21 protein-coding genes are annotated in these 25,625 nt (G+C 66.5%); 12 read left to right on the top strand and 9 right to left on the bottom strand.

Translation table 11 applies throughout. From position 1 onward, the window contains the following. The first annotated feature begins 181 nt into the window (after positions 1-181). Together ACUCV3_RS05510 and ACUCV3_RS05505 are read left to right on the top strand one after the other, a co-directional pair. Complete coding sequence (locus ACUCV3_RS05510) at positions 182-1,591, top strand: sigma-54-dependent transcriptional regulator (RefSeq protein ID WP_279730954.1); 1,410 nt, start codon at positions 182-184, stop codon at positions 1,589-1,591. After that, positions 1,581-2,921: a sensor histidine kinase gene (locus ACUCV3_RS05505; protein ID WP_004208060.1), complete on the top strand. Its 1,341-nt coding sequence runs from the start codon at positions 1,581-1,583 to the stop codon at positions 2,919-2,921. The genes ACUCV3_RS05510 and ACUCV3_RS05505 overlap by 11 nt, the downstream gene beginning before the upstream one ends. Before the next feature lie 18 nt (positions 2,922-2,939). Here the strand turns inward: ACUCV3_RS05505 and ACUCV3_RS05500 are convergent, their stop codons facing one another. Continuing rightward, positions 2,940-3,986: an NADP(H)-dependent aldo-keto reductase gene (locus ACUCV3_RS05500; RefSeq protein WP_482240413.1), complete on the bottom strand. Its 1,047-nt coding sequence runs from the start codon at positions 3,984-3,986 to the stop codon at positions 2,940-2,942. A 201-nt stretch (positions 3,987-4,187) separates the two neighbouring features. Here ACUCV3_RS05500 and ACUCV3_RS05495 point away from each other — a divergent pair, with 201 nt between their 5' ends. Then, on the top strand, positions 4,188-4,838 hold the full coding sequence (locus tag ACUCV3_RS05495; protein ID WP_004208058.1) for a DedA family protein: 651 nt from the start codon (positions 4,188-4,190) through the stop codon (positions 4,836-4,838). 117 nt (positions 4,839-4,955) lie between these two features. Continuing rightward, positions 4,956-5,609, top strand: coding sequence for a YjbE family putative metal transport protein (locus ACUCV3_RS05490; protein ID WP_169860141.1), 654 nt, complete (start codon positions 4,956-4,958; stop codon positions 5,607-5,609). A gap of 157 nt (positions 5,610-5,766) precedes the next feature. Here the strand turns inward: ACUCV3_RS05490 and ACUCV3_RS05485 are convergent, their stop codons facing one another. From ACUCV3_RS05485 to ACUCV3_RS05470, 4 genes are read right to left on the bottom strand one after another with little or no spacing between them, the layout of a single operon-like run. Continuing rightward, entirely contained in the window at positions 5,767-6,810 is a 1,044-nt protein-coding gene (locus tag ACUCV3_RS05485; RefSeq protein ID WP_017501375.1) for an AbrB family transcriptional regulator, read from the bottom strand. A gap of 4 nt (positions 6,811-6,814) precedes the next feature. Beyond that, entirely contained in the window at positions 6,815-8,116 is a 1,302-nt protein-coding gene (locus ACUCV3_RS05480) for a CitMHS family transporter (protein WP_097384243.1), read from the bottom strand. 34 nt (positions 8,117-8,150) lie between these two features. Beyond that, a complete protein-coding gene (locus ACUCV3_RS05475; protein WP_279730352.1) occupies positions 8,151-9,641 on the bottom strand; it encodes an OprO/OprP family phosphate-selective porin in 1,491 nt (496 codons plus the stop codon). Positions 9,642-9,643: 2 nt separating this feature from the next. Continuing rightward, the gene (locus ACUCV3_RS05470) at positions 9,644-10,717 is read right to left on the bottom strand and encodes an ABC transporter substrate-binding protein (RefSeq protein WP_279730350.1); all 1,074 of its coding nucleotides are present in this window, start codon (positions 10,715-10,717) and stop codon (positions 9,644-9,646) included. A gap of 106 nt (positions 10,718-10,823) precedes the next feature. On the opposite strand from ACUCV3_RS05470, the gene ACUCV3_RS05465 reads away from it, so the two are divergent. Continuing rightward, a complete protein-coding gene (locus ACUCV3_RS05465) occupies positions 10,824-11,477 on the top strand; it encodes a response regulator (RefSeq protein WP_004208051.1) in 654 nt (217 codons plus the stop codon). Further along, entirely contained in the window at positions 11,467-12,879 is a 1,413-nt protein-coding gene (locus ACUCV3_RS05460; protein ID WP_279730348.1) for a sensor histidine kinase, read from the top strand. Before ACUCV3_RS05465 ends, ACUCV3_RS05460 begins: the two co-directional genes overlap by 11 nt. 94 nt (positions 12,880-12,973) lie before the next feature. Here ACUCV3_RS05460 and ACUCV3_RS05455 read toward each other — a convergent pair whose 3' ends face one another. Then, positions 12,974-15,010, bottom strand: coding sequence for a tetratricopeptide repeat-containing sulfotransferase family protein (locus ACUCV3_RS05455; protein ID WP_279730347.1), 2,037 nt, complete (start codon positions 15,008-15,010; stop codon positions 12,974-12,976). A gap of 445 nt (positions 15,011-15,455) precedes the next feature. Here ACUCV3_RS05455 and ACUCV3_RS05450 point away from each other — a divergent pair, with 445 nt between their 5' ends. Then, the gene (locus tag ACUCV3_RS05450; RefSeq protein ID WP_279730354.1) at positions 15,456-18,083 is read left to right on the top strand and encodes a TonB-dependent receptor; all 2,628 of its coding nucleotides are present in this window, start codon (positions 15,456-15,458) and stop codon (positions 18,081-18,083) included. Between the two features lie 50 nt (positions 18,084-18,133). Beyond that, complete coding sequence (locus tag ACUCV3_RS05445) at positions 18,134-18,406, top strand: hypothetical protein (RefSeq protein ID WP_279730346.1); 273 nt, start codon at positions 18,134-18,136, stop codon at positions 18,404-18,406. Positions 18,407-18,410: 4 nt separating this feature from the next. Here the strand turns inward: ACUCV3_RS05445 and ACUCV3_RS05440 are convergent, their stop codons facing one another. The 3 genes from ACUCV3_RS05440 to ubiG all read right to left on the bottom strand — a co-directional run bounded on the left by ACUCV3_RS05440 (position 18,411) and on the right by ubiG (position 20,905). Next, complete coding sequence (locus tag ACUCV3_RS05440; protein ID WP_279730344.1) at positions 18,411-19,004, bottom strand: YdeI/OmpD-associated family protein; 594 nt, start codon at positions 19,002-19,004, stop codon at positions 18,411-18,413. A gap of 247 nt (positions 19,005-19,251) precedes the next feature. Then, positions 19,252-19,785, bottom strand: a complete 534-nt coding sequence (locus ACUCV3_RS05435) for an energy transducer TonB family protein (protein WP_017501367.1) — start codon at positions 19,783-19,785, stop codon at positions 19,252-19,254. Between the two features lie 385 nt (positions 19,786-20,170). Then, complete coding sequence (gene ubiG / locus ACUCV3_RS05430) at positions 20,171-20,905, bottom strand: bifunctional 2-polyprenyl-6-hydroxyphenol methylase/3-demethylubiquinol 3-O-methyltransferase UbiG (protein ID WP_279730342.1); 735 nt, start codon at positions 20,903-20,905, stop codon at positions 20,171-20,173. A 352-nt stretch (positions 20,906-21,257) separates the two neighbouring features. On the opposite strand from ubiG, the gene ACUCV3_RS05425 reads away from it, so the two are divergent. The 4 genes from ACUCV3_RS05425 to ACUCV3_RS05410 all read left to right on the top strand — a co-directional run bounded on the left by ACUCV3_RS05425 (position 21,258) and on the right by ACUCV3_RS05410 (position 25,625). Continuing rightward, positions 21,258-22,523 carry an aspartate kinase gene (locus ACUCV3_RS05425; RefSeq protein WP_004208043.1) on the top strand — a complete coding sequence of 422 codons (1,266 nt, stop codon included), beginning with the start codon at positions 21,258-21,260 and terminating at the stop codon, positions 22,521-22,523. A 122-nt stretch (positions 22,524-22,645) separates the two neighbouring features. Next, entirely contained in the window at positions 22,646-23,659 is a 1,014-nt protein-coding gene (locus tag ACUCV3_RS05420; RefSeq protein WP_017501365.1) for an NAD(P)H-dependent flavin oxidoreductase, read from the top strand. Positions 23,660-23,744: 85 nt separating this feature from the next. Beyond that, the gene (locus ACUCV3_RS05415; RefSeq protein ID WP_279730338.1) at positions 23,745-24,503 is read left to right on the top strand and encodes a hypothetical protein; all 759 of its coding nucleotides are present in this window, start codon (positions 23,745-23,747) and stop codon (positions 24,501-24,503) included. Positions 24,504-24,704: 201 nt separating this feature from the next. Next, the gene (locus ACUCV3_RS05410; protein WP_279730337.1) at positions 24,705-25,625 is read left to right on the top strand and encodes a hypothetical protein; all 921 of its coding nucleotides are present in this window, start codon (positions 24,705-24,707) and stop codon (positions 25,623-25,625) included.

Genomic DNA, 25,625 nt, shown 5'->3' with positions numbered 1-25,625 from the left:
TCAGTCTCCATCTGGACTTGGGGCACATGCCCTTTGCCCGATGCTTCGCAAGCGGCGTGCCAGTTGCCTTTTTGCGGGCATGTGCGGGACAGAATCCGGGCCGCGACGGGTCTGGCACGGATATTGATTGCACGGTTCCGGACAGGCGCTGTACGGGAGCGAACGGATGACAGAGGGGCGGATGACACAGGAGAAGCCATTCGAGCTGTGCGTCGTCATCGATGATGATGACGACATATTGCTGGCCGCGCGCCTGTTGCTGCGCGCGATCTTTGGCGAGGTGCTGACCTTTCGCGACCCCGAATCCGCCTTTGCCGCGACCGCCGGCCTGACCCCCGAAGCATTCCTGCTCGACGCCAATTTCTCGCGCGGGGCGACCAATGCGGCGGAAGGGTTCGAATGGCTCGGCCGTTTCCTGGCGCGCGATCCGCAGGCGGTGATCGTGATGATTACCGCCCATGCCGGGGTGCAGGTCGCGATCGAGGCGATGAAGCGCGGGGCCACCGATTTCGTGACCAAGCCCTGGTCGAACGAGCGGCTGCTGGCGACGGTGCGCACGGCCGCGGCGCTGCGCGCGTCGCGCAAGGCGGTGGCGCAGAAGGACAAGGTGGCGATGATCGCGGCGGCGCCGGCCGGGGAGACGCCGCTGCTCGGCACATCGCCGGCGATGGCGCGGGTGCAGCAACTGATCGACCGTGCCGCGCCGACCGACGCCAATGTGCTGATCCTGGGCGAGAATGGCACGGGCAAGGAACTGGTTGCGCGCGAACTGCATCGCCGATCGCGCCGGGCCGAGCGGATCATGCTGCCGGTCGACCTGGGCGCGGTGGCCGAGAGCGTGATCGATTCAGAGTTGTTCGGGCATGTGAAGGGCGCCTTCACCGATGCGCGGGCCGACCGGATCGGGCGGTTGCAGGCGGCCGATGGCGGCACCCTGTTCCTGGACGAGATCGGCAATTTGCCGCTGCACCTGCAGCCCAAGCTGCTGACCGCACTGGAGCAGCGCAAGGTGACGCCGGTGGGCGCCAACAAGCCGGTGCCGGTGGACATCAGGGTGATCGCCGCCACCAACCTGAGCGCCGGGCAGATCGCGGACGAGGGGCGGTTTCGTCAGGATCTGCTGTTCCGGCTCAATACGGTCGAGATAGTGCTGCCGCCGCTGCGCGAGCGGCGCGAGGATATTCCCGCGCTGGTCGCCCATTATCATGCGCTCTATGCCCGCAAATATGCCCGGCCGGTGCATCCGATCGCGCCCGAGCTGATGGCGGCGCTGGTCGCCTATGACTGGCCGGGCAATGTCCGCGCGCTGCGCCATGCGATCGAACGGGCGGTGATCCTGGCCGGGGACGCGCCCTTTGGCGTCGAGGATATCCCGCTGCGCAGCCATGGCAGTCCCGAGCCGGTCCGGATCGACCGGGCCGCCGTGGTGGAGGCGCCGCCACCACCCGACGACATGAATCTGGAACGGGTCGAGCGCCGGCTGGTCGAGACCGCGCTGATGAAGCATGGCTATAATATCTCCAGCGCCGCCGCCGAGCTGGGACTGACCCGCGCCTCCCTCTATCGCCGCATGGAAAAACATGGGCTTTGATCGACGCTTCTCGATCGGCCTGGCGCTGCGGCTCGTCATGGCCATGGCCTGCCTGGCGGCGCTCGCCTGGGCGCTGATGACGCCGGACCTTGGCGCCGTGCGCATCCTGTGCGCGATCGGCGCGGCAGTCAGTGCGATGGCGCTATGGCATCATGTGCGCCGCGCCAATTTCGAGCTGGCCCGCTTTGTCGAGGCGATCGAGTTTGGCGACCTGCAGGCGCGCTTTGCCCGGCCGGGATCGGACAGCGGCTTTGACCAGTTGGGCGCGGCGCTGGATCGCGGCATCCGCAAGCTGCGCGACGATCGGGTACGCTTGCAGGAGGCGTCGCGCTTTTACGAGGCGCTGGCCGATGATGCGCCCGCCGCGCTGCTGACGATCGCGCCCGATGGCCGGATCGAACCGGTGAACAAGGCGGCGCGCAAGCTATTCAACCGCCATGCCGGGGTGCGGCCGGATGATTATGCCCCCTATGGCGGCCATTTCGCCGCGACGCTGACCGCGCTGGAGCCGGGGCGCAGCCAGACCATGTTGATCGAGACCGATATCGGGCCGCAGCGCGTGCTGATCCGCTGCGCCAGCCTGACCCGGCTGGGCGGGGCGACGCGGGTGATTGCGGTCCAGGTGATCCAACAGGCCCTGAACGCGGTCGAGGTGGCGGCGCAGAGCGACCTCATCCGTGTGCTGACGCATGAGATCATGAATTCGATGACGCCGGTGACATCGCTCGCCCGCACCGCGTCGGACCTGATGGCGCAGGCGGACGATGGCGGCGACCCGCTGATCGCCGATGCCCGTGCTGCCGTCGATACGCTGGCCCGACGCGCCGACGGGGTGATGCATTTCGTCGAAACCTATCGCACCATCACGCGCCCGCCGCTGGTCGATCGCCGGTTGTTCGCGGCGCGGCCCTTTGCCGATGAACTGGCCAAGCTGTTTGCGGCCGATGCCGATCGCGCGAGCGTGCATCTGGAGGTGCGGGTCAGCCCGGCGGACCATCGCATCGATGCCGATCCCGACCTGTTGGCGCAGGTGGTCATCAACCTGTTGCGCAATGCGGCCGATGCGGCCGAATGCCATCGCGACCGGCCGGAAGTGTCGCTGAGCATTGCCGCGATCAGCGCCGGGCGCACCCGGATCGAGGTGGCGGACAATGGCCCCGGCGTGCCCGAGGCGCTGCGCCACGACATCTTCCTGCCCTTCTTCACCACCAAGAAGACCGGCAGCGGGATCGGCCTGAGCCTTGGCCGGCAGGTGCTGCTGGCGCATGACGGCACGATCGAGATCGACAGCGCGCCGTCGGGCGGCGCGCTGTTCCGGCTGACGCTGTAGCGCGGTGGCCGGCCCCGGTCAGGGGCAGGGGTCGGGCAGATCGCGATGGACCGCCTCGATCGCGGCGATGGCGTCGGCGCTGAGCGTCAGGTTGACGCTGTCGATGTCGGCCCTGAGCTGGTCCAGTGAGGTCGCGCCGATGATCGTCGCAGTGACGAACGGGCGGCTGTTGACATAGGCGAGCGCGAGCTGTGCGGGATCAAGGCCATGGGCATGGGCGATCGCGACATAGCGGGCGGAGGCCGGGGCCTGGCCGGGCAGGTCGTAGCGGACGAACTGGCGCGCGACGTCGCGGCGGGTGCCGGGCGCGATCACCCCGCCCAGATATTTGCCGGTCAGATTGCCGCCGGCGAGCGGCGAATAGGCGAGCAGGCCGACATCTTCACGCAGGGCAAATTCGGACAGGCCGATTTCGAACACGCGGTTGAGCAGATTATAGGCGTTCTGGATCGACGCGATGCGGGGCAGGCCCTGGTCCCGCGCCAGACGCAGATATTCGCTGACGCCCCAGGGCGTTTCGTTCGACACGCCGACATGGCGGATCTTGCCCGCCTTCATCAGATCGGCAAGGGCATCGAGCGTTTCCTCGATCGGCACGGTGTCGGGCCGGTCGGCCAGGGCGGACAGGCCGCGCACGCCGAAGGAGGGGACGGGCCGGTCGGGCCAGTGGACCTGGTAGAGATCGATATAGTCGGTTTGCAACCGGCGCAGGCTGTCGTCGATTGCCTGTTCGATGTTCCGGCGATCCAGCCGGTCCGCGGTGCGGATGCCGCGCGAGGGATCGCGGGCGGGGCCGGCCACCTTGGTCGCCAGGATGATGTCGTCGCGCTTCTTTCGCCCGGCGATCCAGCTGCCGATATAGGCTTCGGTCAGGCCCTGGGTCTCGCGGCTGACCGGGGTGACCGGATACATTTCGGCGGTGTCGATGAAATTGACGCCCTGGCCGATCGCATAATCGAGCTGGGCGTGCGCTTCGGCTTCGCTGTTCTGCGATCCCCAGGTCATGGTGCCAAGGCAGATCAGGCTGACCCAGAGGTCGGTGCGACCGAGCGTGCGATATTCCATATGTCATGGCCCTTTCGTGGCAAGCGACTGGTTTCTAGCCGTTTGTCAGGAAATGCAAAGCCATGGCGGGATCGGTTGAGAAACTATCATTGACAGCATCCGTCCGGCCGCAGACAGGAAACAGCTCGTCCATCGGTTAACCAAAGGCTCATCGGATCGCCCTAGGTTGCGACTCCTTCCCTGTTGGTGCGTTGATCGAGCATGTCTGACCTGTCTGATCTCATCCTGGACATGATTACCCGCTATGGCTGGTGGAGCGGGCCGATCATCGGCGTGCTGGCCTTTTTCGAATCGCTGGTGGTGATCGGGCTGTTCGTGCCGGCGATCGCCACCATGATCGCGGTCGGCGGGCTGATCGGGGCGGGGCTGGTCGATCCGGCGCCGGTGTTCGCCTGCGCCGTGTTCGGCGCGATCCTGGGCGACTGGGTATCCTATACGCTGGGGCGCTCGGTCGGGCCGGCCATCTATCGCCATCGCTGGCTGCGCGGGCATCGGCTGGCCTTCGCGCGGGCGCGGCTCTTCTTTCGCCGCTATGGCTTCATCTCGGTGCTGCTCGGCCGCTTCCTGGGGCCGGTCCGTTCGACCGTGCCGGTGGTCGCGGGCGTGGTGAAGATGCCGCATGGCCCGTTCCAGATCGCCAATATCCTGTCCGCCCTGCTGTGGGTGCCGGCGCTGCTGCTGCCCGGCTATCTGGCCGGCGGCCGTCTGACCCATTTCGATTTCGAGGCGGAGCATTTCGCCATGATGGCGCTGGGCCTGTGCCTGGTGCCGCTGCTGCTGGGGTGGCTGGCGATCCGTTTCTTCAACAAGCCGCGTCAGCGGCATCGCACCATGTCCGCACAGCGCGGCTGAAAGGTTGATGACAGGCTGCTTCGCTAATCGGCGGCGGCCCAATTCACACCCAATAGGCTGTTCGCTGCGGCGGTGATGTTCTTCACGTCGTTGCCTTGCGGGACGGCGAGAGGATTTATGAACGACATCTGGACTCACATAGTCGCCGATTTTTCCAATCTCGGCTCTCCATCCGCGCTGGCCGCCTTTGGCCAGGTCGTGCTGATCGACATCATGCTGGCGGCGGACAATGCGATCGTCGTCGGCGCGCTGGCGGCCGGCCTGCCGCCTGCGTCGCGGCGCAAGGTGATCGCGATCGGCGTGATCGCCGCGCTGGTGCTGCGCATCGCCTTTGCCCTGCTGGTGACGCAACTGATGCAGCTTGTCGGCCTGGTCTTTGCCGGCGGCCTGCTGCTGGTCTGGGTCGGCTGGAAGATGTGGCGCGAGCTGCGCGCGCATGGCGAACCGGAAGATGCCGAGGATATTGCCGGCAAGGCCGCGCCCAAGGGCTTTGCCCAGGCGGCCTGGGCGGTGGCCATTGCCGACGTCAGCATGAGCCTGGACAATGTGCTGGCGGTGGCCGGCGCGGCGCGCGAGCATCCCGGCATCCTGGTGATCGGCCTTGTCCTGTCGGTGGCGCTGATGGGCGTGGCGGCGAACCTGCTGGCCCGCGTGATCGAACGCTATCGCGCGATCGCCTATTTCGGCCTGGTCGTGATCCTCTATGTCGCCGGCAAGATGATCTATGAAGGCGCGATCGACCCGGCCACGGGCCTCATCACCCTGTTCTGAGATCCTGTCTGGAAAATGCGCGGGAGAGCGCATTTTCGATGCGGCACCGGCCCGCGCCCCCACCCGACCACCCATCAGGATACCATGTCTGGGCGGTCGGGTGGGGGCGCGGGCCGGTGCGGATGCGCCAGAGGCGCATAAGAGAGCGCGGGGCCGGTCAGTCGGCCCCGTTCTTCCGCCCCATGGAGGCAAAGCCGAGCGGCGCGCCGATCAGCACCAGGATGACGCGGGTCAGATGGTGGATGACGACGACGCCCGGCTCCAGCGCCAGGCTGAGCGCGACCATGCTCATTTCGGCGAGACCGCCCGGCGAATAAGCGAGTGTCAGCAGCACCGGATCGACCCCGGCAAGCGTGCCGATCCCCGCCGCCCAGGCAAAGGTGACGGCCAGCAGGATCGCCGTCGACCCCGCCGCCAGCGCCAGGATGCGCAGCAATTCCTTCAACGTCAGGCCGACGAAGCGGCAGCCCATGGTGGCGCCAAGGCCGACCTGTGCCGCGGCCAGCGCCCAGCCAGGAATGCGGAAATCGGCGAGGCCGCTCATATGCACGGCGGCGCTGACCGCCAGCGGCCCGACCAGATGCCAGGCGGGCAGGCGCAGCAGCCGGCCGATCAGCAGGCCCAGAAGCGCGCAGCCCAGCCCCCAGAAGAGCAGCGACCAGCTGGCGACGTCGCCGGTCACCGGGGTGATGGCGCTGGCCGCGACCGGCGCATGGTCGAGCCGGATCAGGAAGGGCAGGATGAAGACGACGAGGAAGATGCGCGCGCCATGGATCAGGCCGATGGCGCGCTCGTCGGCGCCGCGCTCCGCCCCCATCACCACCATCTCGGCAATGCCGCCGGGCATGCCGGCGAAATAGGCGGTGGCCGGATCGAACTTCGCGACCTTGCGGAAATAGGTGACGCACAGCAGCGCGGCGGTGGCTAGAAAGAAGGGCAGGGCGGCGAGCGGGATGATCCAGTCGCGCGCCTGTGGCAGAAGATGCGGGCCAAAGCTGCTGCCCAGCACCACGCCGATCACCGCCGCCATCGGGCGGCGGGTGGCGGCGGAAGCCTGAATCGGCAAACCGGCGACGCTGGCGACCGCGCAGGCCGCCATCGATCCGAGCACCCAGGGCAGTGGCGCATGGATCGACCAGAAAAGCGCGCCGCCGGCCGCCCCGACGGCAAGCGCCGCCAGGAAGCGGAGGAGTGTGTCCACACCCCTAGGCGACAAAGGGGAAGGCCAGGGCGATCATGCCGACCAGGGTCATGACGATGCCGACCGCGGCGGCGGGCAACAGGGTGAAGCGCTGATGATCGGCCAGGTCCACGCCCGCCAGGCTGACCAGCAGATAGGTGGAGGGGACCAGCGGGCTGAGCAGATGGACCGGCTGGCCCATCAGCGAGGCGCGGGCGATCGCCATCGGTTCGACGCCATAATGGGCGCCGGCTTCGGCGAGGATCGGCAGCATGCCGAAATAGAAGGCATCGTTGGAGATGAAGAAGGTGAAGGGCATGGAGAGCAGGGCGGTGATCGGCGCCATATAGGGGCCGAGCGCGGGCGGGATGACGCCGACGACTTCCTTGCTCATCGCCTCCACCATGCCGGTGCCGCCGAGGATGCCGGTGAAGATGCCGGCGGCGAAGATCAGCGACACGACCGACAGGACATTGCCGGCATGGGCGGCGATCCGTTCCTTCTGCTGGGCGACGCCGGGATAGTTGACGATCATGGCGATGGCGAAGGCGATCATCATCAGCACCGAGAGCGGCAGCACGCCCCAGACCAGCAGGACGAGCAGCGCCACCACCAGCAGGCCGTTGAACCAGCGCAGATGCGGCCGGCGCGCCTCGGGATATTGCGAGACGCCCAGGTCCGACGGGGCGACCGACTGGCGCGCCTGCACCTTGCCCAGGCGCCGGCGTTCCTTGATGCCGAACCAGAAGGCGAGGCCGAGCAGGAAGGCGAGGCCGGCGATCATGCCGGGGATGAGCGGCAGGAACAGGGTGGCCGGGTCCAGCTTCAGCGCGCTCGCGGCGCGGGCGGTCGGCCCGCCCCACGGGGTCAGGTTCATGATCCCGCTCGTCACCATCAGCAGGCAGACGAGGTAGAGCCGGTTCATGTCGAACCTTTTGTAGAGGGGGAGCAGCGCAGCGATGGTGATGATGTAGGTGGTCGACCCGTCGCCGTCGAGACTGACGACCGAGCAGAGCACCACCGTGCCCAGCAGGATCAGCAGCGGATCGCCATGCACGATCTTCACCAGCCGGGCGACCAGCGGGTCGAACAGGCCGGTGTCGGTCATGGTCGAGAAGAAGAGGATGGCGAACAGCAGCATGACGCCGGTCGGCGCCAGATTCTTGATGCCGTCGATCATCATGTCGCCAAGGCCGGCGGCCTGACCGGCGATCACGCCGAACAGCGAGGGGATGACGATCAGCGCGACCAGCGGGGTCATCCGCTTGGTCATGATCAGCGTCATGAAGGTGGCGACCATCAGGAAGCCGAGCAGGGCAAGATTCATCGCTGCGTCCTTGAGGGGGCTGGAGGAAGGAGGATCAGAAGGTCACGCCGACACGGGCGCTGACGGTCTGGCCGTCATCGCCGCCCGTGTAGGTGCCGGCGCGGTTGTTGGTGTGCCACTGGATGCCGTTGAGCTGGATCCGGGTGAAGCTGTTGAGATACCAGTTGACGCCCAGCGTCGCGGCCCAGCCGTCGCCGCCCAGCACCAGGTCGGTATAATCGAGATTTTCGTAGCGGGCGGTCAGCTCGATCGCGCCGAGGCCGCCGTCGAGCACGGGGTCGAGCACATTGGGCTGGCCGAAGCTGCCGAGGCGCGGGTTGTAGGGCGGCAGTTCGCCGGTCAGGAACAGGCCGCTCGACAGGCTCCAGGCCTTGCTTTCGAAGCTGGGGCGTCCACCGTCGAGGCGCGCGATGCGGCGGCCGGCCTCACCCATCACCCACAGGCCGCCGACATAGCCGCCCAGTTCCGCGCCATAGCCGGTGGTCGAGCGGCCGCCGAGCAGTTCGCCGGTGGTGACGCGGACCGCGCCGTTGAAGCGGCCGCCGATGACGGTGCTGCGGGTCAGCGTGGTCGCGGCGGACGACAGGGCTTCGTCGAAGAACCAGCCGCCGACATGGAGCAGCGAGCGATCGGTCCTGATCGGGTTCCAGTGTGCACGGCCGCTGAAGGTACGGCTGTCATTGGTCGCCTGTTCGCCATCGACGCGGTCGCCGGTCACGCTGAGCGAGGCATGCCAGTTGGGGCCGAACATGCGGCCCATGATGCCGATGCCGTAGAAGCCGCGCTGCGGGATGATGGCGGTCGACACCACGCCCCGTTCCAGGAAGGGGGTGGAGTCCGAACCGGTGCTGCCTTCGAAGGCGCGGTCGTTGAACAGGTGCCCCGCGCGCACGTCATAATCGACCTTGCTGCTGATCTTGTTGCGATAGCCCAGGAAGGCGGTGACGATGTCGACCTCATTCTCCGAAAAATCGCTTTCGAACTGGTAGAAGAAATGCGGGCCGACGCCGCCTTCCAGACCCAGGCGTAGCGCGCGCATGCCGGTCGTCGTGGTGTTGCGGCCGCCATATTTCGACCCCATGGTCGAGCTGACGTCGACCAGGATGCGGCCGCGCGGCTTGTAGGTGAAGACGCCGTCGGCCGAGCGGAAGACGGGCAGGCCCGCGCCCCATTCGGTGGTGACGCCGGACGGATTGGCGGCGACCGCGCGGGCCTGGGCCACGTCGATATCGGCCGGGCCGGGGGGCACGATCTGCGGCGCGAAGGGGGCGATGACCAGCGGCTGGGCCGTGTCCTGCTGCGCCATTTGCGGCGCGGGCTGCGCAGCGGCGGGGGGCGTCGCGGCCTGGGCGGCGGCCTGTTGCCCCTCGATCTTGTCGAGCCGGGCCTTGAGCGCGGCGATCTCGGCCGCCTGGGCCTTCACCAGTGCGGCCAGGTCATCGGCGCGGGGCGCCTGGGCGAGGGCGGGCGTGGCGACGATCAGTGCCAGCGCGGCGCAGCCGCCGCGCAACATCAGATGGGACATGCTTATCGGGCTCCGGAAATAAGGGCCGCCTGCCATTCGCGCAGGAAGCGCTGGCGCGTGAGGCGGTCGAGATTGACGAGAAGCTGCGGGCCGACGCGGATCGAGCGGGCCTGGGCAGCGGGCAGGCGGCGGCCCTTGATATCGGTCCGCACCGGCCAGAGGCTATGTTGCGCGAGCAGCGATTGCCCTTCGCGCGAGAGGAGGAAGTCGAGGAACAGCTTGGCCGCGGCGGGGTGCCGCGCCTCGCGCGCGATGAAGGCGATGCGCGACATCACGATGGTATAATCTTCGGGAAAGACGACGCCGATGCGCGGGTCGCGGCGGGCGCGTTCCTGCGCGTAGGAGCCGATCACATTATAGGCGATCGAGAATTTGCCTTCGGCCACGCCGCGCAGCATCGGTTCGGTGGTGATGTGCAGTTGAGGCCGGGTCGCGGCCATCGCCTCGACCAGCGAACCGGTGTCGCGGGTGATGGCATAATCCTGCGTCAGATAGAGATAGCCGGTGTTCGACCGGGCAGGATCGAAGGTCGCGACCTTGCCGGTCAGCGCCTTGCGATCCTTGCGCAGCATCGCCTCCAGCGCGGCATGGCTGCGCGGCGGATTGGGAATCGCCTTCTTGTTGTAGACATAGGCGATCGGCTCTGCGGTGACGCCAAAGCCCATATTCTTCCACACCGCATTGGCGGGCAGGGCGGGCTTTTCGGGGCTGGCATAGGCCTGGGCAAAACCGTCGTTGATGAGCTTGACCTGCTGGTCCATCGCCGACGACCAGACCAGGTCGGCCGACATCCGGCCGCTGCGCGCCTCGGTCGAGAAGCGGCGGAACATCTCGTTCGACCCGAGGTCGGAATAGCTGACGGTGACGCCGGGATAGCGGCGCTGGAACGCCAGGATGACCGGTGCCATTTCCGACGTGTCGGCATTGGCATAGACGATGACCTGCCGTTCGGCACGGGCATCGCCGATCAGATCGTCATAGGAACGCGGATAGCCGGTTGGCCTTTGCGCTACCGCTGTCGCGCTGGTGACGGACAGGCTTGCCAGCGCCGCCACTATCTGAATAACCCTTCGCATCGACCCTGCTCCTCACATGTTCCGTTCTTCTGTCGGATTGGGAGAGGCAGTTACGAAGCCAAGCTGTCATCAACCTTTCAGCATCGGGTGCCCTATTCGGATTTTGATGATCGAGGATGACGCCGCACTGGCGCGCAGCATTGCAGCCCTGCTGCGGGCGGGCGGCCATGCGGTGGACCATGTCGCGACCGGCGAGGATGCGCTGGCGGTGGTGGGCGGGGAACCCTATGCACTGGTGATACTGGACGTGGGCCTGCCCGATATCGATGGCTTCACCGTATTGGCGGAATTGCGCCGGCGCGGCGAGAAAGTGCCGGTGCTGATGCTGACCGCGCGCGATGCGCTGGACGACCGGGTGCGGGGGCTGGACCTGGGCGCCGACGATTATCTGCGCAAGCCCTTCGAGCCGCAGGAACTGGAGGCGCGGGTGCGGGCGCTGGGGCGGCGGCGGGGCGGCGATCCGACCCCGGAAATCACGGTCGGGCCGCTGACCATCAATCGATCGACCGGCGCCGCCGATGTCGCCGGACGGGCGCTGGACCTGCGCCGGCGCGAACTGGCGGTGCTCGAGTCGCTGGCGACCAGGGCCGGGCAGGTGGTGCCGCGCGAATTGCTGATCGGCGAGGTGTTCGGCTTTGACGAGCCGGTCGGCAGCAATGCGATCGAGGTGCATGTGACCCGGCTGCGCGGCAAGCTGGCGCCCGACGGGCCGGGCATCCGCACGGTGCGCGGCGTGGGCTATATGCTCGATGCCCAATGAGGGACGGCCATCGGGCGAGGGGCGGGCCATTGCCCTGCGCACCCGCCTGCTGGCGGCGATGCTGGGACCGATGCTGGGCGCGGCGGCGATCATCGGCGTGGGCGGCGCGACGCTGATTTCCGACGTGGTCCGCCGGACCAACGACCGGGTGCTGGGCGGCGCGCTGGGCGCGATCGCCGAAACCGTGCAGGTGGAACGGGGCGAGGTGACGCTGGACCTGCCGCCCGCCGCGTTCGGCATGCTGGAAAATAGCGAGCGGGACAATGTCTATTACCGGATCGCGGTGGGTGGCACGCTGCTGACCGGCTATGCCGATCTGCCCGCGCCCGACCCGCGGACCATGCCGGTCGACCAGCCGCGGTTCCGCTTTGCCCGGTATCGCGGGCAGGACATCCGCATCGGCGAGGTGAAGCGCAGCTTGCCGCGGATCGCCGAGCCGGTGATCGTGCAGGTGGCCGAGACGCTGGATAACCGGCGGGCGCTGATGCACCGGCTGATGATCGCGCTGCTGATCGGCGAACTGACGCTGGTGGGGGTGGCGATCCTGCTGCTGCGGCCGGCGCTGGGCTGGAGCCTGCGGCCGTTGCTGCGGCTGCGGCGCGCGGTCGAGGTGCGCGATGGCGGCGCGCGGCCGGATTTCTCGGCGCTCGAAGCGGGGCCGCTGCCGAGCGAATTGCGGCCATTGGCGCGGGCGTTCAACCGGCTGCTGCGCCAGCTGGACCAGGCCACGGGGGGCGTGCGTCGCTTCACCGCCGATGCATCGCACCAGATGCGCACGCCGATTTCGGTCCTGAAGGTGCAGATCGAGCTGGCGCGCCGGGGATCGCGCGAGGCGTTCGACGAAATTGCCGATGCGGCGCAGCGGCTGGAGCGGCTGGTGACGCAGTTGCTGGCGCTGGCGCGGGCCGAGGAAGCCGGGGCATCGCCGCCGCTGGAGACGGTAGACCTGAAAGAGGTCAGCGCGGTGGTGGTCAACCGACTGATCAACCAGGCGATCCAGGCGCAGGTCGAACTCAATCTGGAGGCGTCGGACGCTGAAAGCTATCGCGTCGAGGCGCATCGCACGCTGGTGTTCGAGATATTGGCCAATCTGGTCGATAATGGCATCCGCTATAACCGGCCCGGCGGCACGGTGACGATCGCGCTGGCGCAGGGCGAGGACGCGACCCTGATGACGGTCAGCGACGACGGCCCCGGCATTGCGGTGGAGCATCGCGACAAGGTGTTCGAGCGCTTCTTTCGCGTGGGCGGCGCCAGCGCGCCGGAGGGGACGGGGCTGGGCCTTGCCATCGTCCAGTCCGCCGCGTCGCGCATGGGCGCGCAGGTGGAGATTGTCGAGGGTGGCGCGGGCACGCATATCCGCGTGCGCTTTCCATGGCGGGGGGAGGATGGCGCGGTTTAGCGCACGTCTGCCCACTAGCGCGTAGGCCGCGGCTTCGCGGCGCACCCACCCCCGGCCCCTCCCTTGGAAGAGAGGGGAGTAAATGTGCGCATGATCAGCGCGGCGGCAGGTCGGGATAGCTGTGCGCGATCGGTCCCAGCGCGTCGGCCAGCGGGGCCAGCCAGGGTTCGAAGCGCCGCCAATGATCGACGCCGCCGGTGTAGATGGGCTGGCGCACCTGTTCGGAACTGGCGGTGCGCACCGCCCGGTCGGTCTGCCAGAAGGACAGGCAGGCCGCCTCGAAATCGAGGCCGAGATAGGCGAGCAGCCGGTCGACCTCGCCGGGCGTGTCGGCGACCATCTGTTCATAGATCACGCGATGGACCCGGCCCGGCGCGGCCGCGTCATAGGCGGCCATCAGCGCGACATAGTCCCGATAATAAAGGCCGATGTCGGTAAGGTCATAGGTGAAGGCCTGGCCGCGCGCGAAATGCTGTTTCCAGCCGGAAAAGCAGCAGCCCATCGGATGGCGGCGCGCATCGATGATGCTGGCATTGGGGAGGATCAGCTTGATGAGGCCGACATGCTGCCAGTTGTTGGGCATCTTGTCGATGAAGCGCGGCTTGCCGCTCTGGCGGTGGACGCGGGTCTGCTCGACATATTCCTCGCCCAGACGCCGGCGGTCGGCCGGGGTCAGCGACGCCGCCATGGCCGCGAAATCGGTAAATTCGCCATCGTCCACCCGCGATTGCAGGCGGCTGGCGATCATCATCATCTCGGGCAGTTCCATCGTGCCTTCGACCTGGCTGTGGCTGGCGAGGATCTGTTCGACCAATGTCGATCCGGCGCGCGGCAGGCCGACGATGAAGATCGGGTCGGGCGCGGGGCAGCCGCCATCGCCCATGGCGGCGATGAAGGGCGCGCTGAAAGTCGCGGCGGTAGCCGCCACTTCAGTGGAAAATTCGCCGGCATCATGGCGGATCATGGCGCGGCGCAGCCGGTTGCCGGCGTCATAATGGCGGAAGGCGGCTTCGTCCGCCTTGCGATCCTCCTGCGCCTTGCCGAGCGAGAAATGGAGGTGGAAGACATCCTCGCCCTCCGTCTGGCCATCGCGGGCCAGGGTTTCGAGCGCGCGCTCCATCGTGGCGATGTCGGCGGCGTCGAGCTTCACGGTCTTGAGGTTGGCGAGGCTCCACCAGGCCTCGCCCATGGTCGGGCGATGATGCACCGCCTGGCGATAGGCATGGACTGCGTCGGCCTGTCGCCCCAGCGTCTTGAGCGCATGGCCCAGATTCTGCCAGACCTGCGGCTGGTCGGGACGATCGGCCAGCAGCCGCTCATAGATGGCGCGCGCCGCGTCCTGATCGCCCAGTCGCACCAGCACCGATGCGCGGATCAGGTCATAGCCCGGATTATGGATCGGCGAGCGGGCAAGGGTTTCGGCATGGGCCAGCGCTTCGCTCAGGCGGTTGTTCTGCAATAGCAGGCGGATGAGGAAATCGCGGGCGAGGTCGAAGCCGGGTGCCAGCACGACGGCGCGCTCGACATGAGCGAGGGCGGCATTCATGTCGCCGCGCCGCCATTGCACCTCACCCATGAGGCGGGTGCCGGCGGGATCGTCGGCCAGGCGGTCTGCGCGCGCCGACAGCAGCGTGGCCGCGTCGTCCAGTCGCCCCTCGTTCATCGCCATTGCCGCTGCCAGCAGGTCGCGATCGCGCGAGGCGGCATGGACACCCGACAGGTCGGCGCGCCAGGCATCGCCATCGCGCCCAACCGTGCGTAGCAGCCCGGCCAGCAGGAACCAGCCGCCGGGGACGCCGGGTTGCTGGCGGGTCAGGCTTTCGAGCACGCCGATCGCCTGGCGCTGGTCACCGGCTTCCTGCGCGGCTTGGGCCAGTTCCCACAATATCGCGGGGACGCTGGGATGCTGGCGGGCGAGGGGATTGAGTCGGGCCAGTGCGGCCTTGGGCTTGCCGAGGCGACGCAATGCCTGGCCGATCAGCAGTTCGGCGGGGGGCAGGCGCCCGGCCCGGCGCAGGATCACCTCGGCCTGCGCCAATGCCGCATCGGGGCGGGCGTCGAGCAGGGCGGCGGCGTCTGCCAGCGCCGTCTGGATGCTGTCGGTTGCCGGTACGGCGGACGCGTTCCCCATAGCCCCTCATATTTGTGCGACTGCTCAAAATCTTATGTCGGCTGCAGGCGGGCGTCGAGTCAGCTTGTCGTAAAAGTTTCAAAAAGTCGCCGAACAGCCGCTTGACAGGGCGTGTCCGATCGGCAGTATCGAATTTAGGACAGTTGTTCTGATTGCTGCAAAAGCGAACTGTCCGGGGATTATGGAACAGATAAACAGCGTGGCCAGCGTCTGGCGGCGATCCTGAAAGAGTCTCTCTTTCGGGCGGGGCATCCTTCGCCCTGTCGGCCGCCTGTGCGCGAGGCCATGCGAACGCGTCAGGGAAGGAGACCCGGAGCACCGGGCGAATTTCGCAGGAGAGGACGAGTCGCAACGCGTATCAGGGGGTATTCGTATGGCCATTCGTCTCCGCTCGCGAAGAGTGCGCACGTTCTGCGCGCTTGGCACGAGCACGTTCCTCACACCGATGATCCTGTCCGTGCCGGCACTGGCGCAGGCCCCGGCGGCAGATGCCGCCGCCGCCGATGCGGCCGCCGCCGAGGCCGAACAGGGGCTGGGCGAGATCGTCGTCACCGCGACGCGCAGCGCGCAGAGCATCCAGAAGGTGCCGATTTCGATGCAGGCGCTGGGCGCGGAGAAATTGCAGGAACGACAGGTGAAGGGCCTGAGCGATTTCGCCGCCCTGCTGCCGTCGGTTTCTTTCGAGGGCATCGGCCCCGGCCGCAACACCGCCTTCTTCCGCGGTATCGTGCCCGCCGGCGGCGCCTATGCCTCGGTCGGCTATTATCTCGACGACATGCCGATCACCGGCACCGAAGTGCCCGATATCCATGCCTATGACCTGGAGCGGGTCGAGGCGCTGTCCGGGCCGCAAGGTACGCTCTATGGCGCGGGCTCGCTGGCCGGCACCATCCGCCTCATCACCAACAAGCCCAAGCTCGACAAGTTCGAGTTCGGCTATGACGTGGAAGCCAATAAATATGGCAAGGGCGATTTCGGCGGCCAGCTGGAATCCTACATCAACGTGCCGCTGGCGCCGACGCTGGCGATGCGCGCCATGGGCTATTATCGCCGCGACGGCGGCTATATCGATAACACGCCCAACAACGGCACGTTCAACGATGGCAGTTCGTCGACCCTGACTCTGGGCGACAACAACCCCAACACATCCTACACGCTCGACAATAGCGACATCGCCAAGGATGATTACAACACCATCCGCGAATTTGGCGGCCGCTTCCAGCTGCTGTGGCAGCCGACCGAGGGCTGGGACATCACGCCCGAGATCACGGCCCAGAAGCAGGTGGCACGCGGCTATTTCGGCTATGATCCGCGGGTCGGCGACCTGGAAGTCCATGACTATGACCAGACCAAGAATGACGATCGCTGGTATCAGGCGGCGCTGTCGATCCACGGCCATATCGGCGACTGGGACATCGTCTCGGCCACCGGCTATTTCAAGCGCCGCACCCGCACGCTGAACGACTATACCTATTACACGGTCACCTATGACGGCTTCGGGCCGGGCTATGAAAGCTATCTGCAATTTTTCGACAATTGCACCGGCTCTGGCGCCAGTCAGCAGTGCCAGATGATCAACCCGACCCAATATTATCATGCCGACACGCACCGCAACAAATTCACCCAGGAATTGCGGATTTCGACGCCCAAGGATTGGCCGTTCGACGTGACCGTCGGTGGCTTCTACCAGCGGCAGAAGAATGAGCTGAACACCAGCTATGCGATCCGCGGGCTTGACACCATCACCGGCTATACCGCGACCGGCGGCGGCGATGTCGCGGGCGGGCTGATCGGTGTGCCAGCCATGTATGGCATCGCCTATGACGAGGATGGCAATCCCTATTTCGATACCAGCGACGTCATCAACGCCAATGGCAATCCGCTGGGCACGATGATCCTGGGCACCCAGGCGGTGAAGGGCGACGCCTTCTACTATGTCGAGCAGGACCAGCTCTATCATGACAAGGCGATCTTCGCCGAGGGTCATTACAACATCACGCCGACGCTGAAGCTGACCGGCGGCATGCGCTATTTCTGGACCGACTATAAGGTTCGGGGCTTTGCCGGCGTGGCCGGATCGGCCGCAGGCGTGGGCTGCACCACGCCGCTGCCCGATGACGAGCGGCTGACCTGCGTCAACACCAACCCCAATGCGGCGGACGGCACCGGCCGCTACAAAGAAGATGGCGAGACCCACAAGGTCGCGCTCGACTGGCAGTTCCAGCCCGACAAGATGGTCTATTTCAACTATTCGACCGGCTTCCGCCCTGGCGGGTTCAACCGGCCGCTGCGCATCCGCAGCCTGGGCAAGATCGTCAATGTCGCGCCGTTCAAGTCGGAAACGCTGACCAATTTCGAGGTCGGCGTGAAGACGACCTGGAACAATATCTTCCGCTTCAACGCCGCCGTCTATTATGAGAAGTGGAACAATATCCAATATGGCGTGGTCGTGTCGGGCGCACAGGGCGCGGGCATGACCGGCAATGCCGGCAAGGCCGAGGTCAAGGGCATCGAATATGATGCCGACCTGCGGCTGGGCAAGGTGACGATCTCCACCTCCGGCGCGTTCAACGATGCCAAGCTGAAGGGCGATTTCTGCAACTTCGCACTCAATACCGAGACCGAGTCCATTGCGCAGCTGAGCAGCTGTACGCTGGGCGAGTTCGTCGAAGGATCGAGCCCGCCGACGCCGCAGGTCGCGGCCGCCAACGGCACCCGCCTGCCGCGCCAGCCGCGCTTCAAGGGCACGACATCGATCCGCTATGACACCGACCTGGGCGACTATGCCGCCTATATCCAGGGCGCGGCGCTCTACCAGACCGGCGCGACGCAGGATCTGAACGTCGAGAGCAACGAGCTGCTGGGCAATACCAAGGGCTTTGTCAGCTTCGATTTTTCGGGCGGGATCAAGAAGGATGGTTGGAGCGTCACCCTGTTCCTGCAGAACGCCTTCGACAAGCGTGGGCAGCTGACGCGCAACACCTTCTGCTCGATCGACTTCTGCGCCAACAGCTCGCGCACCTTCACGATCAAGCCGCAATTCTTCGGCATAAGGTTCGGCCAAAAATTCTAAACAGGTCGCCGAACAATATGGCCATGCCCCGCACGATATGCGCGCGGGGCATGGCCATTTTCATCGGGGTGGCGGGCATGTTGCTCGCCATGCCGGTGGCGCCGCGCGCGCAGGAGGATCATTCCGGCCTGACCCGCGCAGCCTATCGCGCCCGATGCCTGATGTGTCACAGCCGCGCCGCGCCAGAGGGCGTCTCACCGGAGATATTGGCAGGGCTGCATCCCGAACCGGGGCTCAAGCCGGCTACCGCGATGCCGGGTGTCAGTTGCTGGCGGCGCTGCACCAATTGCTGGCCCGCAGAGCCGCGGGAGGGACGGAAGTAAGTCCCTATTTCTTCTCATATTTCCAGTTGCGGCCCTTGCCCTCGCCAATCCAGTCGACGGCCTGGGCGATGCGCTTGTCGCGGGTGGCGTCGGTCTTCGCCTCATTGATCCACTCGCAATAGTCGCGGATCTTGCCGGGCGGGAAGGCGGCCCAGATGGCGGCGGCGGCCGGATGGGCGGCGATGGCGGTCGCGAAGGCGGGATGGACGGGCAAAGGCGCTTTGGGCGGCTTGGGGCCGGTGCGTGGGCGATCGCCGGCGTCGATCAGGGCCATGGCCTGCGCGATCAGTCGGGCGATCTCCGCGTCGGAGGGGAGGTCGGCGAGGGCGGTGAGGCGGCCGAATTGGCCCATGGCGTCGTCGCTGCTGTCCTCGCGTCCTACCTTGTCATGCCAGAAGCCGAAGGCGGCATGGCCCTTGAAGGCGGCCATGTTGGCGAGATTCTGGTCCCTGTAGGTGAAGAAGGGCATGCCCCATTTGACCGCTTCGCCCATGTCCGGCGATGCGGCGTGCATCAGCGCGCGGATATGGATGAGGATCGGCCGGGCGAAGTCCGCCTGGGCGGCGATATAGGCGTCGATCCGCGAGTCCATGGCCATAGGATGATCCCCCTCGCTGTGCCGCGGGCTCAAGCGGCTGTCCCGATCGGCTGGTGATGCCATCAGCCGGCGGGCAGTGCAACGCACGGGGCGCAGCGAGGGGGACTGCGGGCGCGCCCCTTTCACGCGCCCGCAGAGCCTAGAGCGCGCTGCGTTATATCCGACGCAGGTCGCGCGCTCTAAGTTTCTGTTGCCGCATCGTTTTAAGCGCAAAACCGGTTCCCACTTTTGCGCACGATGCTCTAGCTCAGTTGGCGGCGCGCGGGGTGTCCGGCGTGTCGAGCAGGGCGATGGCCATGGCCGGGCCACCCGCGCGACGGGCAAAGCGGGCATTATTGTCGAGCGCCTGCCGCCGGAGATCGCGGATCTGCCGGTTGTAGCTGGCCTGGGTCGTGGCGAAGAGGATGGTGGCGACATAATTCTGCCCGGCGCCGATGCCGGCGGGCAGCGGATGCAGGGTCGGTATGCTCTGGATGGCGCGCATCGCCGCCTTGTCGAGCTGGCGTGAGCCGGACGAGTTGAGCAGGGCGATGCCGGCCGGCGCACCGCTGTCGCTGCAGGCGAACTTGACCTGGACGATGCCTTCCTCCGGCCCGGACAGGATGGTGGGATAGCGCAGCCGGTTGGAAAGGATGTTGCCGGTGCGTTCGACCCAGCGGTCGAGCGTGGGCGGGGCGGTGGTGGGCGCCGTCACGTCGATCGAGGGGGCGGAGGATTGGGCGCGGGATGCGGCCGGCAGCAGCAGCGGCACGGCAAGGCAGAGGCAGAAAAGCAGTTTCATGTTTCGATCTCCTGAGAGCGGATGATCGGCCGGGGGCGGGAAGGACGTCGTTGGTCGGCCCGCATGCGGTCGAAGGTGCAGACGGCGACCCGGCAATGTCTGCACCTGCATTTTTTATCAGGAGAAAGATGAAATGACAATTTCGCAAATGAATTTGCCATTTAGATGCTTAAGATGTTTGGGAATTAAAATTTAGTTGCAAATGCTTTTTGTGAGAACAGCGTTTCTTGGGCGACCTCTCTGGCGCTGGATGACAGGGGAAGGGAAGAAGTCCCGGAAAACCGCGCGCTATTCCGGTGCGCGGGCCGGCATGGCGCAGGATGGCGGGGGCGCGCGTCGACCATGGCGGGACGGTCGACTTGAGGCTGGCGCGCCCGAGTCTTCGTCAGCTCTTGTGGCGCGCGGTCAGCAGATAGTTGATCGCTGTGTTCGCCGACAGGGTGAAGCCGCGCGCCGGATCGAAGGCGAGGCCGCTGCTGTCGGTGACTTCCAGGCCCGCCTCTTCGAGCAAGGCGGTCAGTTCATCGGGGGTGATGAACTTGGCCCAGTCATGCGTGCCCTTGGGAATGCCGCCGATGCTTTCGCCGATGGTGATCATGGCGAGGCGGGACATGGGTGTGCGGTTGGGGGTGGAGAGGATCATCAACCCGTCGGGCGCCAGCTTGGCCGCGAGGGCGCGGACGAAGGCGGCGGGATCGGCGACATGTTCGATCACCTCCATCGAGGTGACGAGATCATAGCCGCTGTCGCTGACCTGTTCGACCGGGGTAGCGCGATAGTCGATGGCGAGGCCCTGGCCCTGCGCATGGGCGACAGCGACGGCGATATTTTCCGGCGCCGCGTCAAGGCCGGTGACGCTGGCGCCGAGGCGGGCAAGCGGTTCGGCGAGCAGGCCGGCGCCGCAGCCGACATCGAGCGCGCGCTTGCCGGCGAGTGGACGGAAGCCATGATCGTCGCTGTCCCAATGCCGGTCGATCGCGGCGCGGATATAGGCGAGGCGGACCGGGTTCAGCTTGTGCAGCATCGCGCTCGACCCCTTGGGATCCCACCAGTCGGCGGCCATGGTGCCGAAATGGGCGGCTTCCTTCGGGTCGATCGTCGCGGTCGTCTCAGTCATCATGCACCTTGGGTCTTGCTGGGTGGCGAAGCACCCGTGCGGCGGTTCTAGCAGCGGGCGGCGGGAAGGCCAATGTGCCATGCTGTCATAGCTATGTCTTTGAAGGCGGGGCATGTAGGAGCGCGGGTGGCGGCAAGGAGGGCGAGCGGATGGCGGGATTGCTTGCCATATCCGTCGCGGCTGCTAATAGGGCAGCCGTTTTGCCCCTTTGGGACATTTTGTTTCACAATTGGAGCAGTGTCCGATCCGATTGCATCGGCTCGGCTGCTCCATATCTTTTGTTGGTCGCGTTTTCTGAAGTCAGCAGGTGTTCCACCTGCTTCGAAAACGCTTAAAGGACAGGTTCGACAAGCAAATGGCGCGCATCGTGATGAAATTCGGCGGCACCTCCATGGCGGGGATGGAGCGAATTCGCAACGTGGCCGCGCGCGTCAAACATGTCGTCGACCAGGGCCATGAAGTGGCGGTCGTGGTGTCGGCCATGGCCGGCGAGACCGATCGCCTGGTCGGCTTCTGCAAGGAAGCCTCCGCCCTTTACGACCCGGCCGAATATGATGTCGTCGTGGCGGCGGGCGAACAGGTCACCAGCGGCCTGCTGGCGATGACGCTGAAGGCGATCGGCGTGGACGCGCGCAGCTGGCTGGGCTGGCAATTGCCGATCCGCACGATCGAGGCCCATGCCAAGGCGCGCATCAGCACGATCGAGACCGATGCGCTGATCGCGGCGATGCAGTCGGGCCAGGTCGCCGTCATCCCCGGTTTCCAGGGCATGATGGACGATGGCCGGGTGTCGACGCTGGGCCGTGGCGGTTCGGACACGTCGGCGGTCGCGGTGGCCGCGGCGGTCAAGGCCGATCGCTGCGACATCTATACCGACGTCGACGGCGTCTACACCACCGACCCGCGCATCGTGGCGCGTGCCCGCAAGCTGGACCTCGTCACCTATGAGGAAATGCTGGAGCTGGCCTCGGTCGGCGCCAAGGTGCTCCAGACCCGGTCGGTCGGCCTCGCCATGAAGGAAGGCGTGGTCGTGCAGGTGCTTTCCTCCTTCGATGATCCCACCCAGGACGACCTCCCCGGCACGCTGATCGTGAGCGACGAGGAACTGGAAGCCAAGCTCAAGGAAACCAAGATGGAACGTCAGCTCATCACCGGCATCGCCCATGACAAGAATGAGGCGAAGATCATCGTCACCCGCGTGCCCGACAAGCCGGGCGCGGTGGCCAGCATCTTCACCCCGCTGGCCGATGCGGCGATCAACGTCGACATGATCATCCAGAATGACAGCAAGGACAATGAGGAGACCGACGTCACCTTCACCGTCCCGCGCGCGGATCTCGCCCGCAGCGTCGACATCCTGGAAGCTAACAAGGACGCGATCGGCTTCCGCCGGATCATCACCGACACCGAAGTCGCCAAGATCAGCGTCGTGGGCGTGGGCATGCGCAGCCATGCCGGCGTCGCCGCCACCATGTTCAAGACGCTGGCCGAACGCGGCATCAACATCGAGGCGATCTCCACCAGCGAGATCAAGGTTTCGGTGCTGATCGACGAGGACGAGACCGAACTGGCGGTGCGCGTGCTGCACACCGCCTATGGCCTGGACGCCCCGGCGGCTTGATTTTTTGCCTCTCCCCGGTCAGGGGAGGGATGAGGAAGGGTGAGGGGGCCTGTTTCGACATGCTCCCGCCCCAACCCCTCCCCGTCGGGGAGGGGCTTTTTGTATCTTGAAGGCTTGACGACATGACCACTGCCAAACTCGCTTCCCTGATGGCCCGCGGCACCGAATTTCTCGGCTGCGAGAGCGCGATCCTGTGCGGGGCGATGAGCTGGGTCAGCGAGCGGCATCTGGTGTCGGCCATTTCCAACGCCGGCGGTTTCGGCGTGATCGCCTGTGGCGCGATGTCGCCCGAACTGCTGGACGCGGAAATCGCGGCGACCAGGGCGCTGACCGACAAGCCGTTCGGCGTGAACCTGATCACCATGCATCCGCAGCTGTTCGACCTGATCGCGGTGTGCGCCAAGCATGAGGTATCCCATGTGGTGCTGGCCGGTGGCCTGCCGCCCAAGGGCAGCATCGAGGCGATCAAGGCCAATGGCGCGAAGCTGATCTGTTTTGCGCCCGCGCTGGCGCTGGCGAAGAAGCTGGTGCGGTCGGGCGTCGACGCGCTGGTGGTCGAGGGCATGGAAGCGGGCGGCCATATCGGCCCGGTCGCGACCAGCGTGCTGGCGCAGGAAATCCTGCCCGAAATGGCGCAGCAGGTTCCGGTGTTCGTGGCCGGCGGCATCGGCCGAGGCGAGGCGATCGCCGCCTATCTGGAAATGGGCGCGGCCGGCGTGCAGCTGGGCACGCGCTTTGCCTGCGCGAGCGAGAGCATCGCCCATCCCGCGTTCAAGAAGGCCTTCTTCCGCGCGTCGGCGCGCGATGCGATCGCCAGCGTGCAGATCGATCCGCGCCTGCCGGTCATCCCGGTGCGCGCGCTCAAGAATGCCGGCACCGAAGCCTTCACCGCGAAGCAGCGCGAAGTCGCCAACCTGCTGGACAGCGGCGCGGTCGACATGGGCGAGGCGCAGTTGCAGATCGAGCATTATTGGGCCGGCGCGCTGCGCAAGGCGGTGATCGACGGCGATGTCGAGGGCGGATCGCTGATGGCGGGCCAGTCGGTCGGCATGGTGACCAAGGAAGAGCCGGTTGCCGACATCATCGCCGAGCTGATGGCGCAGGCCGCCACGGCGCTGGAACGCCGCGCGGCCTGATCCCCGCTGCCTGAAAAACAGGCTTTATCGGCTTTTAACCAATATCGGGCATGGTTTCCGGCATCAGATTTGCCGGAGACCGTTCATGCGTGCCTCGATCCGTCACCTGCTCTTGTGCCCGCTGGGCGGGATTGCGCTGCTGTCGGGCTGCGCGGGGCAGCAGGAGGTGGCGGTTGCGCCGCCGCCTGCGCCCGTGCGGACGCAGCCCGCGCCCCAGCCGCTGCCGCCGATGGGCGCGACAGCCAATATGCAGATACCGCCGGTCGGTGCCGATGGTCAGCGCGTCACGCCCAACCGCGATCTGAGCGGGCCGGCAACGCTATGGCATATGCGCATGGCGCTGAATGTGGCGGCCCTGTCCTGCCAGGGGAATGGCGACGCGGCGCGGCTGCAATATAATGCGCTGCTGGCCCGGCACAGGGCGGCGCTGACGCGGGCCAATGCGCAGGTCGAGGGCGAATTTAAGGCACAGTTCGGCGGCGGCGCGATCGCGCAGCGCGAGCGGCTGAACACTATCGTCTATAATTTCTTTGCGCTGCCGCCGGCACAGGCGGCCTTTTGCGCGGAGGCGGTGCGGGTGGGGGCGACCGTCAACAGCCTGCCCGCGGACCAGTTGCTGGCCTATGCGCCGACTGGCCTCGCCGCGCTGGAAAAGCCCTTCACCGACTTCTTCGATGCCTATGCCCGCTATCAGACCGACCTGGCGGCATGGCGTTCGGGGCGGACGCTGGCGATGGCGCCGGTGGTGCTGGAGGTCCGGCTGAGCCGGGCGGACCTGATCGCGGATGATGGCGTGACGGTGCCGAAGGGAGCGATGCCGCGCCTGCTGGCGCGCGCCGACTGAGAAAAATCGACTATTTCCGGCCTTTTTCGCGATGCTCGGCTTGCCGCATTGCAACCAATTGGGATAGCGGGCTTTTAACAGCAACCGGGCGGGGGTTCAGCGGTGAACCACAGGCGGGGCCGTCCTTGGCTGCGCGTTAAGCATATTTCCTCCGGTGGAAATGCCCGGCATGTTGGTCGGGCCAGATCGTCGGAGTAGTTGATGTTCCTGCCACGTTCCCTGTCTTCCCGCCTGTCGCTGCTTGCCCTGACGGCGCTCGCGGCCTGTGCGACGCCGGTGAAGCAAGTGCCGCCCACGCCGCCGCCGGCGGTGGTGCCTACGGTAATGCCGACCCCGCCGCGCTATTCCGCGCCCGACATGGTGCCGCCCGACAAGGACGAGGCCGGGAAGTTCATCACCCCCAATCGCGATTCCGAGGGGGACCAGGCGCTGTGGCATGTGCGCATGGGGCTGAACGTCGCGGCGCTGGGCTGTCCCGAGACCAATGGCCAGACGCGCATATTGTATAACCAGATGCTGACCGTGCATGGCGCGTCGCTGAAACGCGCCAACGACACGCTGGAGGTCAGCTATCAGCAGCGTTACGGCAGCAGCGCGATCCGCATGCGCGAAGTGCTGAACACGCTGGTCTATAATTTCTTCGCCCTGCCGCCGGCGCAGAAGGCCTTCTGCCAGAAGGCGGTGGCGACGATGACGATCATCAACGGGCTGACGCCCGAGGCGCTGGCCGCCTATGCGCCCAAGGCGCTGGATGAACTGGAACAGCCCTTCCGCGATTTCTGGGCGGAATATGAGGATTATCTGCGGCGGCTGGAGGAATGGCGCAAGCGGTTCGGCGCGACGGTCAAGCTGGTCGGCCCGGTCGGCGGCGATGATCTGAACGACCATGAACCGCCAGCACCGACTGCGCCCGCGCCAATGGGGCAGGTGCCGGCCATGCCGATGCAGCGGCCGTCGGACATGATCCTGCCCGATGCGCCGGCTTCCGCGCCCGCGCCTACTGCTCCGGCCCCGTCTGTTCCGGGAACGCCGGGCGCGCCGCCGCCGGTGGTGCCGACCCAGCCGCAGGTGCAGGCGCCCAAATTGCCGTTGCAGCCGGTTCCCGCGCCGCCCGAAAGCTGA

The organism is Sphingobium sp. VMM (assembly GCF_056790315.1).
The sequence above is the reverse complement of the archived record's forward strand: the minus strand, read 5'-3'. Positions and strand labels throughout refer to the sequence as shown.

Bases quoted from the DNA above. Each gene is read 5' to 3' on its own strand.
- ACUCV3_RS05510 (WP_279730954.1), top strand. From the start codon at position 182: ATGACACAGGAGAAGCCATTCGAGCTGTGCGTCGTCATCGATGATGAT.
- ACUCV3_RS05505 (WP_004208060.1), top strand. From the start codon at position 1,581: ATGGGCTTTGATCGACGCTTCTCGATCGGCCTGGCGCTGCGGCTCGTC.
- ACUCV3_RS05500 (WP_482240413.1), bottom strand. From the start codon at position 3,986: ATGGAATATCGCACGCTCGGTCGCACCGACCTCTGGGTCAGCCTGATC.
- ACUCV3_RS05495 (WP_004208058.1), top strand. From the start codon at position 4,188: ATGTCTGACCTGTCTGATCTCATCCTGGACATGATTACCCGCTATGGC.
- ACUCV3_RS05490 (WP_169860141.1), top strand. From the start codon at position 4,956: ATGAACGACATCTGGACTCACATAGTCGCCGATTTTTCCAATCTCGGC.
- ACUCV3_RS05480 (WP_097384243.1), bottom strand. From the start codon at position 8,116: ATGAATCTTGCCCTGCTCGGCTTCCTGATGGTCGCCACCTTCATGACG.
- ACUCV3_RS05475 (WP_279730352.1), bottom strand. From the start codon at position 9,641: ATGTCCCATCTGATGTTGCGCGGCGGCTGCGCCGCGCTGGCACTGATC.
- ACUCV3_RS05470 (WP_279730350.1), bottom strand. From the start codon at position 10,717: ATGCGAAGGGTTATTCAGATAGTGGCGGCGCTGGCAAGCCTGTCCGTC.
- ACUCV3_RS05465 (WP_004208051.1), top strand. From the start codon at position 10,824: ATGATCGAGGATGACGCCGCACTGGCGCGCAGCATTGCAGCCCTGCTG.
- ACUCV3_RS05460 (WP_279730348.1), top strand. From the start codon at position 11,467: ATGCCCAATGAGGGACGGCCATCGGGCGAGGGGCGGGCCATTGCCCTG.
- ACUCV3_RS05455 (WP_279730347.1), bottom strand. From the start codon at position 15,010: ATGGGGAACGCGTCCGCCGTACCGGCAACCGACAGCATCCAGACGGCG.
- ACUCV3_RS05450 (WP_279730354.1), top strand. From the start codon at position 15,456: ATGATCCTGTCCGTGCCGGCACTGGCGCAGGCCCCGGCGGCAGATGCC.
- ACUCV3_RS05445 (WP_279730346.1), top strand. From the start codon at position 18,134: ATGGCCATTTTCATCGGGGTGGCGGGCATGTTGCTCGCCATGCCGGTG.
- ACUCV3_RS05440 (WP_279730344.1), bottom strand. From the start codon at position 19,004: ATGGCCATGGACTCGCGGATCGACGCCTATATCGCCGCCCAGGCGGAC.
- ACUCV3_RS05435 (WP_017501367.1), bottom strand. From the start codon at position 19,785: ATGAAACTGCTTTTCTGCCTCTGCCTTGCCGTGCCGCTGCTGCTGCCG.
- ubiG (WP_279730342.1), bottom strand. From the start codon at position 20,905: ATGATGACTGAGACGACCGCGACGATCGACCCGAAGGAAGCCGCCCAT.
- ACUCV3_RS05425 (WP_004208043.1), top strand. From the start codon at position 21,258: ATGGCGCGCATCGTGATGAAATTCGGCGGCACCTCCATGGCGGGGATG.
- ACUCV3_RS05420 (WP_017501365.1), top strand. From the start codon at position 22,646: ATGACCACTGCCAAACTCGCTTCCCTGATGGCCCGCGGCACCGAATTT.
- ACUCV3_RS05415 (WP_279730338.1), top strand. From the start codon at position 23,745: ATGCGTGCCTCGATCCGTCACCTGCTCTTGTGCCCGCTGGGCGGGATT.
- ACUCV3_RS05410 (WP_279730337.1), top strand. From the start codon at position 24,705: ATGTTCCTGCCACGTTCCCTGTCTTCCCGCCTGTCGCTGCTTGCCCTG.